Source organism: Bradyrhizobium sp. Ses1 (assembly GCF_059512365.1).
This window is the reverse complement of the sequence record NZ_JCAMOQ010000042.1, coordinates 66277-79531: the sequence shown is the minus strand read 5'-3', so window position 1 is coordinate 79531 and position 13255 is coordinate 66277. Positions and strand designations below refer to the sequence as shown.

At 62.9% G+C, this 13255-nt stretch carries 12 protein-coding genes; 11 read left to right on the top strand and 1 reads right to left on the bottom strand.

Translation table 11 applies throughout. From position 1 onward, the window contains the following. Positions 1 to 123 precede the first annotated feature (123 nt). The 6 genes from rlmH to AC5ZG5_RS33775 all read left to right on the top strand — a co-directional run bounded on the left by rlmH (position 124) and on the right by AC5ZG5_RS33775 (position 5946). A complete protein-coding gene (gene rlmH, locus AC5ZG5_RS33800; RefSeq protein ID WP_456645258.1) occupies positions 124 to 606 on the top strand; it encodes a 23S rRNA (pseudouridine(1915)-N(3))-methyltransferase RlmH in 483 nt (160 codons plus the stop codon). Between the two features lie 29 nt (positions 607 to 635). After that, the gene (locus AC5ZG5_RS33795) at positions 636 to 2030 is read left to right on the top strand and encodes a murein hydrolase activator EnvC family protein (protein WP_456645304.1); all 1395 of its coding nucleotides are present in this window, start codon (positions 636 to 638) and stop codon (positions 2028 to 2030) included. After that, positions 2027 to 3391: a S41 family peptidase gene (locus tag AC5ZG5_RS33790; RefSeq protein ID WP_456645259.1), complete on the top strand. Its 1365-nt coding sequence runs from the start codon at positions 2027 to 2029 to the stop codon at positions 3389 to 3391. Before AC5ZG5_RS33795 ends, AC5ZG5_RS33790 begins: the two co-directional genes overlap by 4 nt. 155 nt (positions 3392 to 3546) lie before the next feature. Further along, positions 3547 to 4743 (top strand): divergent polysaccharide deacetylase family protein, encoded by a 1197-nt coding sequence (locus AC5ZG5_RS33785; protein ID WP_456645260.1) that lies wholly within the window; start codon positions 3547 to 3549, stop codon positions 4741 to 4743. Positions 4744 to 4936: 193 nt separating this feature from the next. Next, positions 4937 to 5440, top strand: a complete 504-nt coding sequence (locus AC5ZG5_RS33780; RefSeq protein WP_208827481.1) for an RNA pyrophosphohydrolase — start codon at positions 4937 to 4939, stop codon at positions 5438 to 5440. Between the two features lie 2 nt (positions 5441 to 5442). Next, complete coding sequence (locus AC5ZG5_RS33775) at positions 5443 to 5946, top strand: RNA pyrophosphohydrolase (RefSeq protein ID WP_130225352.1); 504 nt, start codon at positions 5443 to 5445, stop codon at positions 5944 to 5946. Positions 5947 to 6086: 140 nt separating this feature from the next. Here the strand turns inward: AC5ZG5_RS33775 and glgX are convergent, their stop codons facing one another. Beyond that, positions 6087 to 8321, bottom strand: coding sequence for a glycogen debranching protein GlgX (gene glgX, locus AC5ZG5_RS33770; RefSeq protein ID WP_456645261.1), 2235 nt, complete (start codon positions 8319 to 8321; stop codon positions 6087 to 6089). Between the two features lie 290 nt (positions 8322 to 8611). Here glgX and groL point away from each other — a divergent pair, with 290 nt between their 5' ends. The 5 genes from groL (at position 8612) to AC5ZG5_RS33745 (ending at position 13145) form a co-directional block, all read left to right on the top strand. Then, positions 8612 to 10234 (top strand): chaperonin GroEL, encoded by a 1623-nt coding sequence (gene groL / locus AC5ZG5_RS33765; RefSeq protein WP_028166259.1) that lies wholly within the window; start codon positions 8612 to 8614, stop codon positions 10232 to 10234. Positions 10235 to 10468: 234 nt separating this feature from the next. Beyond that, positions 10469 to 10921 (top strand): Hsp20 family protein, encoded by a 453-nt coding sequence (locus AC5ZG5_RS33760; RefSeq protein ID WP_130225350.1) that lies wholly within the window; start codon positions 10469 to 10471, stop codon positions 10919 to 10921. Between the two features lie 79 nt (positions 10922 to 11000). Then, positions 11001 to 11498 (top strand): Hsp20/alpha crystallin family protein, encoded by a 498-nt coding sequence (locus AC5ZG5_RS33755; RefSeq protein WP_456645262.1) that lies wholly within the window; start codon positions 11001 to 11003, stop codon positions 11496 to 11498. A gap of 77 nt (positions 11499 to 11575) precedes the next feature. After that, positions 11576 to 11902, top strand: coding sequence for a hypothetical protein (locus AC5ZG5_RS33750; RefSeq protein WP_456645263.1), 327 nt, complete (start codon positions 11576 to 11578; stop codon positions 11900 to 11902). A gap of 190 nt (positions 11903 to 12092) precedes the next feature. After that, complete coding sequence (locus tag AC5ZG5_RS33745; RefSeq protein WP_456645305.1) at positions 12093 to 13145, top strand: trypsin-like peptidase domain-containing protein; 1053 nt, start codon at positions 12093 to 12095, stop codon at positions 13143 to 13145. Positions 13146 to 13255: the final 110 nt, after the last annotated feature.

The window sequence follows — 13255 nt, the reverse complement described above, 5'->3', positions numbered from 1 at the left end:
GCGCATCGAAGTCCCCCGTGCCGAATCAGTTCGGTCCAAGGGAATCAGAGTGCGCTAATTAGGTACAGACCCTAGATCTCTGAGCCGATGCAAATCGGCCGATGCGCATGCTAACATGCGTTAATGCGGTTACTTGTCATCGCGATCGGCCGATTGAAGCAGGGCCCGGAGCGGGAACTGGCGGAGCGCTATCGCGAGCGCTTCGACGATATCGGTCGCAAGCTCGGCTTCCGCGGCCTGGACGTTCATGAAATTTCGGAAAGCCGCGCGCGAGACGCAGCAACAAGGATGGCCGAGGAAGCCGCGGCGATCTCGGCGCTGATCCCGGAAAAACACCTGCTCGTGGCGCTGGATGAGCGCGGCGAGAACGTCGACAGCGCGGCTTTTGCCGGGTATCTCGGGCGCTGGCGGGAGCAATCGGTCGCCAACACTATTTTCGTCATCGGCGGCGCCGACGGACTTTCGCCTGATTTGCAGCGCAAGGCCAAGCTGCGCGTCGCATTCGGCGCGGCGACTTGGCCGCACCAGATGGTCCGGGTCATGCTTCTGGAACAGATTTATCGGGCGGCGACCATTTTGGCCGGCCACCCCTATCATCGCGCGTGAACCGTCAAGAGAAAGCGCTGAACAATCCGATGCCGTCGCTGCGCGACCTTCACCGTTATCCTGACGCCGCGCGCCGCGGCCGGTATCCGGCATCCTGGCTTCCCCTTCCGGTCGTGTTGCTGTCGGCAACCCTTTTGTTGTCCGGAAGCCTTGCCACAACCGCGATCGCGCAAACACCGCCGCAACAGCAACAGACCGCGGCAACGGCGCCTTCGCCCGATATCATCAAGCAGCGGGAGCAGGAGCTTGAGGCGGCCCGCGAACAGCAACGAAAAGCCACCGAGCTGCAGGAGAAGTTGAAGGCCGACATTGCCGCGATCGGTCAGGACCGCAGCAAGCTCAACCAGCAGATCATCGACATTGCGGGCCAAGTGCGCGGCGTCGAAGGCCGGATCGTCGATGCAGAGGCGCGGCTGCGCCCGCTCGACGGCCGCGAGCAGGAGATCCGCGCCTCGCTCGATTCTCGCCGCGCCGAGATCATCGAGGTGCTGGCGGCGCTGCAACGTGCCGGCCGGCGCACGCCGCCGGCGCTCCTGGTGCGGCCAGAAGACGCACTGCAGTCGCTGCGGACCGCGATGCTGCTCGGTGCGGTCGTGCCTGAATTGCGGGGGCGCGCGGAAAAGCTGACCGCCGACCTCGGCGAGCTGGTTGCGCTGCGCAAGACCATCGCCAGCGAGCGCGATGCAATGGCGCGCGACCGCGACAAGCTCAGGGAAGACCAGGTCCGGCTCGCGGCGCTGGTCGAGGAGCGACAACGCCAGCAGAGCGCAATCGAAAAGGACATGGCAGCGGAAGGCGCGCGGGCCATCGCCCTGTCCAAGCAGGTCGACGACCTGCAGGGCCTGATCGCCAAGATGGAACAGGATCTGAAGAGCGCCGCGAAAGCGGCCGCCACCGCCAACCTCCAGGGCACGCCCGCCGCCCCGAACGGCAAGCCAAATCTGGGCGCTTTGAAGGATTCGGCGCGGCTGAGGCCGGCGGTCGCCTTTGCCTCGGCCAAGGGCCTGTTCGCCTACCCTGTTAACGGTACCAGGATTCGTGATTTTGGCGGGTCTGACGGTGCTGGCGGCGTGCAAAAAGGCATTTCTTTGGCAGCGCTGCCCGGTGCCCAGGTCACAACCCCGTGTGACGGCTGGGTCGTCTATGCCGGACCCTTCCGAAGCTACGGTCAACTCTTGATCCTCAACGCCGGGGGCGGGTATCATGTTTTGATCGCCGGGATGGAGCGTATTTCGGTAAACATCGGCCAGTTTGTACTTACGGGGGAGCCGGTCGCGACCATGGGGTCTACGTCCCAGGTTGCCTCTATTTTCGCTACAAACGCGAGCCAACCCGTGCTCTACGTCGAGTTCCGTAAGGACGGCACTCCAATCGATCCAGGCCCATGGTGGGCCGCAAATGAAGGCGAAAAGGTTCGCGGATGATGCGCAAGACTTCTGTAGTTCTCCTCAGCGCCGCATGCGGTGCAGCGTTGACGCTGTTCGTTACCCAACCGCGCGCCGTGCTGATGGGATCAAGCGCGCGCGCCGCGACCTCGGATACCTACCGCCAGCTCAATCTGTTCGGCGACGTGTTCGAGCGCGTGCGCAGCGACTATGTCGAGAAGCCCGATGACAGCAAGCTCGTGGAATCCGCCATCAGCGGCATGCTGGCCGGGCTCGATCCGCACTCGAGCTACATGGACGCCAAGAGCTTCCGCGACATGCAGGTGCAGACGCGCGGCGAGTTCGGCGGCCTCGGCATCGAGGTCACGATGGAAGACGGGCTGATCAAGGTCGTCTCCCCGATCGACGATACCCCCGCGTCGAAGGCCGGCATCATGGCCAACGACATCATCACCACCCTCGACGACGAAGCCGTGCAGGGTCTGACCCTCAACCAGGCCGTCGAGAAGATGCGCGGGCCTGTCAACACCAAGATCCGGCTGAAGATCGTCCGGAAGGGCCAGGACAATCCGATCGAGGTCACGCTGGTGCGTGACAACATCCGCGTCCGCTCGGTGCGCGCCCGCGTCGAGGCCGACGACATCGCCTATATCCGCATCACCACCTTCAACGAGCAGACCACCGAGGGCCTGAAGAAGGAGATCGCCAATCTCTCGAACCAGATCGGCGACAAGTTGAAGGGCTACATCATCGATCTCCGCAACAATCCCGGCGGTCTGCTGGAGGAAGCCGTGACGGTCTCTGACGCCTTCCTGGAGCGCGGCGAGATCGTCTCGACCCGCGGCCGCAATGCCGAGGAAACCCAGCGCCGCGCCGCCCATGCGGGCGACCTGACCAAGGGCAAGCCGGTCATCGTGCTGATCAACGGCGGCTCGGCCTCGGCCTCAGAAATCGTCGCCGGCGCGTTGCAGGACCACAAGCGGGCGACGCTGGTCGGCACCCGCTCCTTCGGCAAGGGTTCGGTCCAGACCATCATCCCGCTCGGCAGCGGCAATGGCGCGTTGCGGCTGACCACCGCCCGCTACTACACGCCGTCAGGCAAGTCGATCCAGGCCAAGGGCATCGTGCCGGATATCGAGGTGCTGCAGGATGTGCCGGATGAACTGAAGGCCCGCACCGACACCAAGGGTGAGGCCTCGCTGCGCGGCCATCTGAAATCCGACGGCGACGAGAAGACCGGCTCGCAGTCCTACGTGCCGCCGGACGCCAAGGACGACAAGGCACTCAAGCTGGCCGACGACCTCCTGCATGGCATCAAGTCCACCGCCAGCTCGGCGCCGCCGCCCGGCGGTGACAAGGCTGCGGTCGACAACAAGCAAGGCAGCAAGGCCGCGAACTGATCGGCCATCGCGAACTCAGACCAAGGGCGGCCCCTTCGGCCGCCCTTTTCATTTTGAGAGTCCTGTAGCCCCGTTGGCTCCACCCGAGCTACGGGTGTCCGGCGTCCTCCGAGAAGCGGCTGTGCTATCGTCGGCGGAGCTGATTCGGGGGGTTCATGGCAGAGGCGGCCGACGAACTGAGCGCACCGCTCGGACAGGAAACCGTGGCCAAAAAACGCCGGTTCCAGGTGCCGTTCACGGCCACGCAGGTGCTGGCGGTGATGCTCGGCCTGATCCTGGTCACTTTCGCCGGCATCGCCTTGTTCAACGATGATCCGCTCGGCGGCGAGCCGATCGCCCATATCGCCTTGCGCAAGGCGCCGGTGGCGGAGGAAAAACCCGCAGCGGCCGGCCCTGCCGCCGAGCCCATGGCGAAATCGCCGCCCAGGCAGGCTGCCGGCGAGAGCAAGACGGTCACCATCATCGACGGCTCGAGCGGCGCGCGGCATGACGTCGTCGTCAGCGGCGATGCCGCCGACAAGGCCGAGTCCGACGCCGCGCCAGGGCCGATGGCCGGCATAGACCAGCGCCTCCTGGAAAAATCGCGCTATGGCATGATCCCTGTGATCGCCGACGGCTTGAGGCCGTTTACGGTCTATGCGGCCGATGCCGACCGCGCCAAGGCGGCAAAAACACCCGTGGTGGCGATCGTGGTCGGCGGGCTCGGCGTCGGCGCCGCCAAAACCACCGACGCCATCATGAAACTGCCGCCGGCGGTGACGCTGGCCTTCACGCCCTATGGCGCCGACCCGACCAAGCTTGCCGAACGGGCGCGTGCGCAGCGCCACGAGATCCTGCTGCAGGTCCCGATGGAGCCGTTCGACTACCCGGACAATGACCCTGGCCCCCAAACGCTGCTGACGACCCTGAACGCGGAACAGAATCTCGACCGGCTTTATTGGCACTTCAGCCGCATCCAGGGCTATGCCGGCATCGCCAATTTCATGGGCGCCCGTTTCGCGGCGACCGATCCGGTGATGCAGCCGATCATGCGTGAAGCAGCCAAGCGCGGCTTGAGCTATTTCGACGACGGCGCCACGCCACGCAGCGTCGCGGCCTCGCTCGCCGCCGGCCAGGCGCTGCCCTTTGCCAAGGCCGATTTCACCATCGATGCGGTTCCGACGTCGGTGGAGATCGACCGCGTGCTGGTCAAGCTCGAGACACTCGCCAAGGAACGCGGCGTCGCGGTCGGCGTGGCCTCGGCGCTGCCGATTTCGATCGAGCGCCTCGCGGCCTGGACCAAGACGCTGGAGGCGCGCGGTATCCTGCTTGTGCCATTGACAACCGCGATGCTGAAATCAAAATCGGGCTAGAACTTCAACCTGATGGCGCGACTTCGGACTTCCGGACCCGCCCGTCTTCCAGATCATGATCCGCCAGGTGAATCGGGTCATGGTCTCGTCTTTTTGTTGGAGCGTGATCTTCCCACGCAAACGCTTTACGTTTGTCGCGAGGGAGAAACGATTTCCGACTGGTTCCGGATCACGCTCTGGGAGTCCTGATCGAATGACGCGTTACGAGGAACTGCCCTACCGGACCTGCGTCGGCGTGATGCTGCTCAACCGAGACGGGCTGGTCTTTATCGGACGCCGCGCCGGCGGCATCGAGCATGTCGACGACACCCACATCTGGCAGATGCCGCAAGGCGGCGTGGATCCCGGTGAAGACGTCTGGGAAGCCGCCAAGCGCGAGCTCTACGAGGAGACCAGCGTCCGATCGGTCGAGAAACTCGGCGAGGTCGAGGACTGGCTGATCTACGATATTCCGCGCACGGTCGCAGGGCGCGCCTGGAAGGGCCGCTACCGCGGCCAGCGCCAGAAATGGTTCGCGGTTCGCTTCACCGGCAAGGACAATGAGATCGACGTGGAACATCCCGGCGGCGGCCACAAGGCCGAGTTCTCGAACTGGCGCTGGGAGCCGATGAAGAATCTCCCCGAATTGATCGTGCCGTTCAAGCGGCCGGTGTATGAGCGCGTCGTGCAGGAGTTTTCCAGGCTCGCGGGCCGATAGGAATGTCCGAGGAAAAACTATACCGCCCCAATGTCGGGATCGCGCTGTTCAACACGTCCGGCCACGTGCTGATCGGCCACAGATTCAGGGACGATGGTCCGGAAATCATCCTTCCCGGGCTTGAATGGCAGATGCCGCAGGGCGGCATCGATGCTGGCGAGGAACCGCGCCAGACGGTGATGCGTGAACTCTGGGAGGAGACGGGCGCCGTTTCCGCCGACTATCTCGGCGAGACCGATTGGGTCACTTATGAATTCCCGCCCTACAATGGACCGCCGCATCGTCTCGGCAAATTCCACGGACAGCGGCAAAAATGGTTCGCGCTGCGATTCACCGGGCGCGACGAGGAAATCGACCCGCTGACACCGCGCAACGGACAACCGGCCGAATTCGACGCCTGGCGCTGGGAGCGGCTCGACCGCGTCCCGGATCTCGTCGTGCCGTTCCGCCGCGAAGTGTACCGGCATGTCGCCCGCAGCTTTGCCGCCTTTGCGCAAGCGCGCTGAGACCGGATTGCAGAACCTCACCTCGTCTAAAGCGCGATGAGATGAGGATGAATCATTATCGCGCTTTAGGTTATTGTTTGAGCATGATCTTTTCGGAAAACCGCTTCACACTTTTCCGGATCATGCGCTAGGTGAACGCATTACTCGGATAGCGGGAACTCGGCGACATCAAGGATGCTGCCGATGCCATGCCGCAAGCGGCGCACGGCGCTGTCTTCGCTCGCGAGACCGAACGCCAGCATGGAGCGTCCGGTCACGGCGTAGACGTGGCCGAACGGAAAGCTTGGCAGTTGCCCCTCCGGCTGGTTGGTGTCGATCAACCCCTGCCAGTGCTGTCCTTCCGGAACTTCCGGCAGCGTAAAGTTCACGACGTCATAATGGGCGTTGTAGATCAACAGCAGGGTTGCGTCCGATCCGCGACGTTTGATTCCGGTTTCCTGGGCGCGACCATCAAGCAGCATCCCGAAGCAGCGTACATTGCCATCCTGCCACTGCTCGACGGTCATTTCTTCGCCGGATGGGGCAAGCCAGGTCACGTCCTTGACGTCGAGCTCCTCATTGTGGGTGCCGATCAGGAAACGGCTCCGATAAAGGATCGGAAACGCCTTGCGCATCGCGATCAGCTTTCGCGTGAATTCGCGCAAGGCGCGTCCTTCAGGCGATATCTTCATCCAATCGAGCCAGGTGGTCTCGTTGTCCTGCGCATAGGCGTTGTTGTTGCCCTTCTGGCTGTGACCGAATTCGTCGCCGGCGAGCAGCATCGGCGTGCCGTGCGACAGGACCATCGTGGCAAGGAAATTGCGCTTCTGCCGCTCGCGTAACGCGACAATCTCCGCATCCGATGTTGGACCTTCGACGCCGTGATTCCACGAGTGATTGTTGGAATGGCCGTCCTGGTTTTTCTCGCCATTGGCCTCGTTGTGCTTGTCGTTGTAGGAGACGAGATCGTTGAGGGTGAAGCCGTCATGGGCGGTGACGAAGTTTATGCTCGCCCACGGTTTGCGGCCGCGCTTGTTGAACAGGTCTCCCGACCCGGTAGTGCGCTTGACGAAATCAGCGACCTGCCCGGCATCCCCTTTCCAGAAGCGTCGCGCCGTATCGCGGAATTTGTCGTTCCATTCCGCCCAGCCCGGCGCGAACTGGCCGACCTGGTAGCCGCCGGGGCCGATGTCCCATGGCTCCGCGATCAGCTTGACGCTGGAGAGCACCGGGTCCTGCCGACAGGCATCGAGGAAGCTGCCGCCTTCATCGAAGCCGTAGGGTTCGCGCGCGAGAATGGTGGCAAGATCGAAACGAAAGCCGTCGACGCGCATCTCCGTTACCCAGTAGCGAAGAGAGTCGGCGACCATCTGCAGCACGCGCTGGTGCGATAGATTGACGGTGTTCCCGGTGCCGGTATCGTTGATGTAGTAGCGCTTCTGATCGGGCAGCAGCCGATAGTAGTTCGCGTTATCAATGCCCTTGAAGGACAGCGTCGGTCCGAGTTCGTTGCCTTCGGCGGTGTGGTTATAGACCACGTCGAGGATCACCTCGATGCCGTGGGCATGGAATTGGTTGACCATCTCCTTGAACTCGGTCGCCAAGCCAGTCCGCAGGTAGCGCGGATCCGGAGCGAAGAAAGCGAGCGAGTTGTAGCCCCAATAATTGCGCAGGCCTCTGTCGACCAGATAGCTGTCGTCGACGAAAGCATGAATCGGCAACAGCTCCGCGCTGGTGACGCCGAGCGAGCGCAGATACGCCGATACGTTCGGGCAGGCGAGGCCCGCGAACGTGCCGCGATCGGCTTCCGGCACCAATGGATGCAGCTTGGTGAAGCCCTTCACATGCATCTCGTAGATGATGGTGCGCTCCCACGGCGTCGCGGGCTTGCGGTCACGTCCCCAGGTGAAAGCTGGATCTATCACCCGGCACTTCTGCACCAGATGGATATTGTCGCGGTCATCAAACGATTTGTCCTTGTCGGCATCGCCGATCTTGTAGCCGAACAGTTCGGGACCCCATTGCAACTGCCCGACCAATTGCCGGGCGTAAGGGTCAATCACCAGCTTGTTCGGATTGAAGCGATGGCCGGCGTCGGGTTCATAGGGACCATGGACGCGATAGCCATAGACCAATCCTGGCCGCGCGGTCGGCAGATAGCCGTGCCAGACTTCGTCGGTATATTCGGGAAGCTCGATCCGCTCGACCTCGGTTTGGCCGGCGTCATCGAACAGGCATAGCTCCACCTTGGTGGCATGCGCTGAAAACAGCGCGAAGTTGACACCCAGGCCGTCCCAGGTGGCGCCCAGGGGAAACGGCCTGCCTTCGCGAACAGCGGAGCGCCGCAGCAACTGGGCTGCCTGCGCGAGCTCACGACCTGCGGCTGATCTATCCATCAGAAGGCCTGCCCTTCGGTGACATAAACGCCTGCACCTCACCATCGTTCCTCTGGTCGGGCGGCTCGGCTCTACCCGATCTCCGCCGCCGGAACGGGTTCCCGGCTTCGTGGTCCTGTGACATCATGGAGCACAGCAACCCTCTCGGTCCAGGCCGGACGGCCGAGGCCGCGCGGAAGGCCGCTTAGAGCACGATCCGGAAAAGCGGATACCGCTTTCCCGAAAATAACGATGCTCAGACAAGGACGACAGAACGGAGTTGATCCATCAAGGGGAGAGGAGAAAACGTCATGGCCGCGAAAGACGTGAAGTTCTCAACCGAAGCCCGCGAGCGCATGTTGCGTGGCGTAGATCTGCTGGCGAATGCGGTCAGGGTGACGCTCGGACCGAAGGGCCGCAACGTCGTGCTGGAAAAATCCTTTGGAGCACCGCGCATCACCAAGGATGGCGTCACCGTCGCCAAGGAGATCGAGCTCGAGGACAAGTTCGAGAACATGGGCGCACAGATGGTGCGGGAAGTCGCGTCCAAAACCAGCGACATCGCGGGTGACGGCACAACCACCGCCACTGTGCTCGCACAGGCAATCGTCAGGGAGGGCGCCAAATCGGTCGCCGCTGGCATGAATCCTATGGACCTGAAGCGCGGCATCGACCTCGCGGTCGAAGCGATCGTCGCTGACCTCAAGACCCATGCCAGGAAGATCACCTCCAATGATGAGATCGCCCAGGTCGGCACCATCTCCGCCAACGGAGATGCCGAGATCGGCCGCTTCCTTGCCGATGCCATGCAAAAGGTCGGCAATGAAGGCGTGATCACGGTCGAGGAGGCGAAGAGTCTCAACACCGAGCTGGAAGTGGTCGAGGGCATGCAGTTCGACCGCGGCTATGTCTCGCCCTATTTCGTCACCAATGCGGAGAAGATGAAGGTCGAGCTCGAAGAGCCCTATGTCCTGACCAATGAGAAGAAGCTGACCACGCTGCAGTCGATGTTGCCGCTGCTGGAAGCGGTGGTGCAGTCCGGCAAGCCGCTGCTCATCGTCGCGGAGGACATCGAGGGCGAGGCGCTGGCGACGCTCGTCGTCAACAAGCTGCGCGGCGGCCTGAAGGTCGCCGCGGTGAAGGCGCCGGGTTTCGGCGATCGCCGCAAGGCGATGCTCGAGGATATCGCCATCCTCACCGGCGGCACCGCGATCTCCGAAGATCTCGGCATCAAGCTCGAGAATGTCACGCTGAACATGCTCGGCCGTGCCAAGAAGGTCGTGATCGAGAAGGAGAGCACGACCATCGTCGATGGCGCCGGCGCCAAGAAGGACATCGAGGCACGCACTGCCCAGATCAGGACGCAGATCGACGAAACCACTTCTGACTATGATCGCGAGAAGCTTCAGGAGCGGCTCGCCAAGCTCGCCGGCGGCGTCGCCGTGATCCGGGTCGGCGGCGCGACCGAAATCGAGGTGAAGGAGCGCAAGGACCGGGTCGAGGACGCGCTGCACGCCACCCGCGCAGCCGTCGAGGAAGGCATCCTTCCCGGCGGCGGCGTGGCGCTGCTGCGTGCCTTGAAGGCGCTGGACAAGATCAAGACCGCCAATGCCGACCAGAAGGCGGGCGTCGATATCGTCCGTCGTGCCTTGCAGATACCGGCGCGCCAGATCGTCGAGAATGCCGGCGAGGACGGTTCACTGGTGGTCGGCAAGCTCCTGGAGCGCGGCGACTACAATTGGGGCTTCAATGCCGCGACCGGCGAGTACGAGGACCTGGTGCGCGCCGGCGTGATCGATCCGGCGAAGGTGGTTCGCACCGCATTGCAGGACGCGGCATCCGTTGCCTCGCTCCTGATCACGACGGAAGCATTGGTCGCCGACAAGCCGAAGAAGTCCGAGCAGACGCCCACCCCGCCGCCGATGGACTTCTGATCGACAACAAGGGCGGCCCGCGGATAATGCCGCCGGTCGCCTTACGCGATTGGCGAACTTTCCTGAGTGGCCGGAAAATTTCGGACACCCCTCTTGAAAGTTCGCGCCGGTTTTCTAATTCGATTTTGCCGCCAAGAAAGGTGGTGCCGGATGCCAGCTTGGGTCCGGCGAACTGGGCGGCGGACAGTGTCCGACGCTCCTTCGTATCCATCTTGCTCTGAGGAGGACTTGGTTATGAGGACCTTTGACTTCTCGCCCCTGTGGCGCTCCACAGTCGGCTTTGACCATCTTGCGGATTTGCTCGATGCGAGCCTACGGCAGTCCGCCGACGACAACTATCCCCCTTACAATATCGAGCGGTCCGGCGAGGACAGCTATCGGATCTCGCTGGCAGTTGCCGGCTTTGGCGTGAATGACATCACCGTCACCGCCGAGCAGGACATGCTCACGATCGAAGGCAGGAAACCTGAGGGACCGGCGCGCGATTATCTCTACCAGGGCATCGCCGCGCGACCGTTCCGGCGGGTATTCAGCCTCGCTGACCATGTGCAGGTTAGGCAGGCCTCCATCAAGGATGGCCTCTTGATCGTCGATCTCGTCCGCGAGGTGCCGGAATCGATGAAGCCGCGACGCATCCCGATCGCGGGTACGGGCTCCCAAGCAATCGAGCAGAAGCAGGCGGCCTGACTTTGCCTGATGCTTGACGAGGCCACGCGTGGGCCAAGCCGCCCGCGCGGGGGATCGTAGCTGAGACAAGGAGGATAAGATGGCTTTTCGTGATCTCATTCCCTGGTCGAAGAACCAGGAGCTTGCGCCGACGCGCGAGAATTTCGATCCTTTCATCACGCTTCACCGCGAGATGAACCGGCTGTTCGACGACGTGTTCCGCGGTTTCGGCTCCTTCGGTCCCATCAGCAGCCCGCTGTTGGAAGGCCGCTTCGGTTGGCCGAAGATCGAGCTCAGCGAAACCGACAAGGAGCTTACCGTCTCCGCAGAGCTTCCGGGCATGACGGAGAAGGACGTTCAGGTCGAGATCGCCAATGGCGTGCTGACGCTCCGGGGCGAGAAGAAAGCCGAGCGGACGGACAACGGAAAGTACTTCTCCGAACGCTACTACGGCGCGTTCGAGCGGCGGATCGCCCTTGATGGTGTTGCCGAAGACAAGGCGCAAGCTTCCTTCCGCGACGGCGTATTGACGATCACGCTGCCGAAATCGGAGGAAGCGCGCCAGAGCGTCAAACGCATCCCGATCGGCAAGCAATAACATGAAAGGCGGCGCGTCCGGCGCCGCCTTTCAACTCAAACGGTGTCCTTGGAAAGGAGCGTAAAGGAGACACTTCGATGAGCGAGACCAATGTTAGCGCCGCCACACTCCCCCTCTTCCACCCCGCCGCCCATTGCGACTCACCCGCCCAGGTCCTTGCGGACCCGCGGCTATCCCGATCCGAGAAGCGCGTCATCCTATCGTCCTGGGCATCCGACATGTTCGCGGTGGAATCCAGCCCCAGCCTGCGCGACATCCCGGGGATCGACCACAGCATTCGCCTGGCCGATATCCTTTCCGCGCCGCGGCAGCTAGATGACGACGACGATCCGCCGCCACGCGGCGGCGCTGCGCTGCCGCGGCCTTCGCGAACCAATCTCTCCCATGAGGCCCCGCCTTGTTGACGCCAACTATTTTGGCTTTGGCATGGGTCAATCAGGCGTCCGCGCTGCTGGCGATGCCATGGTTCGCATGGCAGCGGGATTTGCTTTCTCGCGACATCTTGCGCGCCGGATTCCAGCTGGACCGATAGAGAGAGCGGACGTGAAGCGAGCAATATCGACTGCATTCGGCGCCGTGCTCGGCGCGCTCATCATGATCGTGCCGGCGGCAGGTCAGGTTCCGAATCTGAAAACCGGGGGCACGGTGCCGACGCTGGCGCCCCTGGTACGCGAAGTGACTCCCGCGGTCGTCAATATCTCCGTGCATGGCAAAATCCGCGAGGACAACCCGCTTTATCGCGATCCGCTGTTCCGCGAATTCTTCGATGTGCCGAAGCAACTCGAGAAGGAGATCAGCGCAACCGGCTCCGGCGTCATCGTCGACGGTGAGCGGGGCTACATCCTGACCAACAATCACGTGGTGGATCAGGTCTCGGCGGTCCAGATCACGACCAAGGACGGTCGTCAGTTCTCTGCCAAGGTAATGGGGCGCGATCCCGCGACCGATATCGCGGTCCTGAAAATCCACTCCCCGACCGCACTCAAGGCGATTGCACTGGGCGACAGCGATGCGCTTGAAGTCGGCGATTTCGTCATTGCCATCGGCAACCCCTTCGGCCTCGGCCAGACCGTGACATCGGGGCTTGTAAGCGCGCTCGGCCGCACCGGGCTGGGCAAACAGGGCTATGAGGATTTCATCCAGACCGACGCCGCGATCAACCCCGGCAACTCCGGCGGCGCGCTGATCAATCTGAAGGGCGAACTGATCGGCATCAACTCGGCGATCATTTCGCCGGCCGGCGGCAATGTCGGCATCGGCTTTGCGATCCCGATCAACATGGCACGCCGCGTGATGGACCAGATCGTCGAGAACGGCAAGGTCGTGCGCGGCCGGATCGGTGTCTCGCTGCAGGATATGCATCCCTCGACGGACGGCGGGCGCAGCGAGGGGGCCAGGATCGCCGACATCAGTCCGGGATCGCCTGCGGAGGCCGCCGGTCTGCGCAAGGGCGATGTCGTGCTGCGAGCCGACGATCGTCCGATCCGCAGCGCTGCGCAGCTCCGTAACCGTGTCGGCCTCGCTCGCATCGGGGAGCAGGTCAGGCTGACAATCGAGCGCGGCGGCGGGACCCAGAATGTCACGGTCGCAGTGGCGCCGATGGTGGACGCCAATGCTGCGGTTTCAACCAGGCCGCAGCGCCGTTAGAGCGTTTTCGAGCGAAGTGGATACCGATTCGCGTGAAGAACGCGTCAAAACAAGAATCTAGAGCTTCGGTTCTGATCCAATCAGAACCGAAGCTCTAAGCCCGCGCAATG

Coding starts and splice junctions, on each gene's coding strand:
- rlmH (WP_456645258.1), top strand. CDS start 124: ATGCGGTTACTTGTCATCGCGATCGGCCGATTGAAGCAGGGCCCGGAG.
- AC5ZG5_RS33795 (WP_456645304.1), top strand. CDS start 636: ATGCCGTCGCTGCGCGACCTTCACCGTTATCCTGACGCCGCGCGCCGC.
- AC5ZG5_RS33790 (WP_456645259.1), top strand. CDS start 2,027: ATGATGCGCAAGACTTCTGTAGTTCTCCTCAGCGCCGCATGCGGTGCA.
- AC5ZG5_RS33785 (WP_456645260.1), top strand. CDS start 3,547: ATGGCAGAGGCGGCCGACGAACTGAGCGCACCGCTCGGACAGGAAACC.
- AC5ZG5_RS33780 (WP_208827481.1), top strand. CDS start 4,937: ATGACGCGTTACGAGGAACTGCCCTACCGGACCTGCGTCGGCGTGATG.
- AC5ZG5_RS33775 (WP_130225352.1), top strand. CDS start 5,443: ATGTCCGAGGAAAAACTATACCGCCCCAATGTCGGGATCGCGCTGTTC.
- glgX (WP_456645261.1), bottom strand. CDS start 8,321: ATGGATAGATCAGCCGCAGGTCGTGAGCTCGCGCAGGCAGCCCAGTTG.
- groL (WP_028166259.1), top strand. CDS start 8,612: ATGGCCGCGAAAGACGTGAAGTTCTCAACCGAAGCCCGCGAGCGCATG.
- AC5ZG5_RS33760 (WP_130225350.1), top strand. CDS start 10,469: ATGAGGACCTTTGACTTCTCGCCCCTGTGGCGCTCCACAGTCGGCTTT.
- AC5ZG5_RS33755 (WP_456645262.1), top strand. CDS start 11,001: ATGGCTTTTCGTGATCTCATTCCCTGGTCGAAGAACCAGGAGCTTGCG.
- AC5ZG5_RS33750 (WP_456645263.1), top strand. CDS start 11,576: ATGAGCGAGACCAATGTTAGCGCCGCCACACTCCCCCTCTTCCACCCC.
- AC5ZG5_RS33745 (WP_456645305.1), top strand. CDS start 12,093: ATGATCGTGCCGGCGGCAGGTCAGGTTCCGAATCTGAAAACCGGGGGC.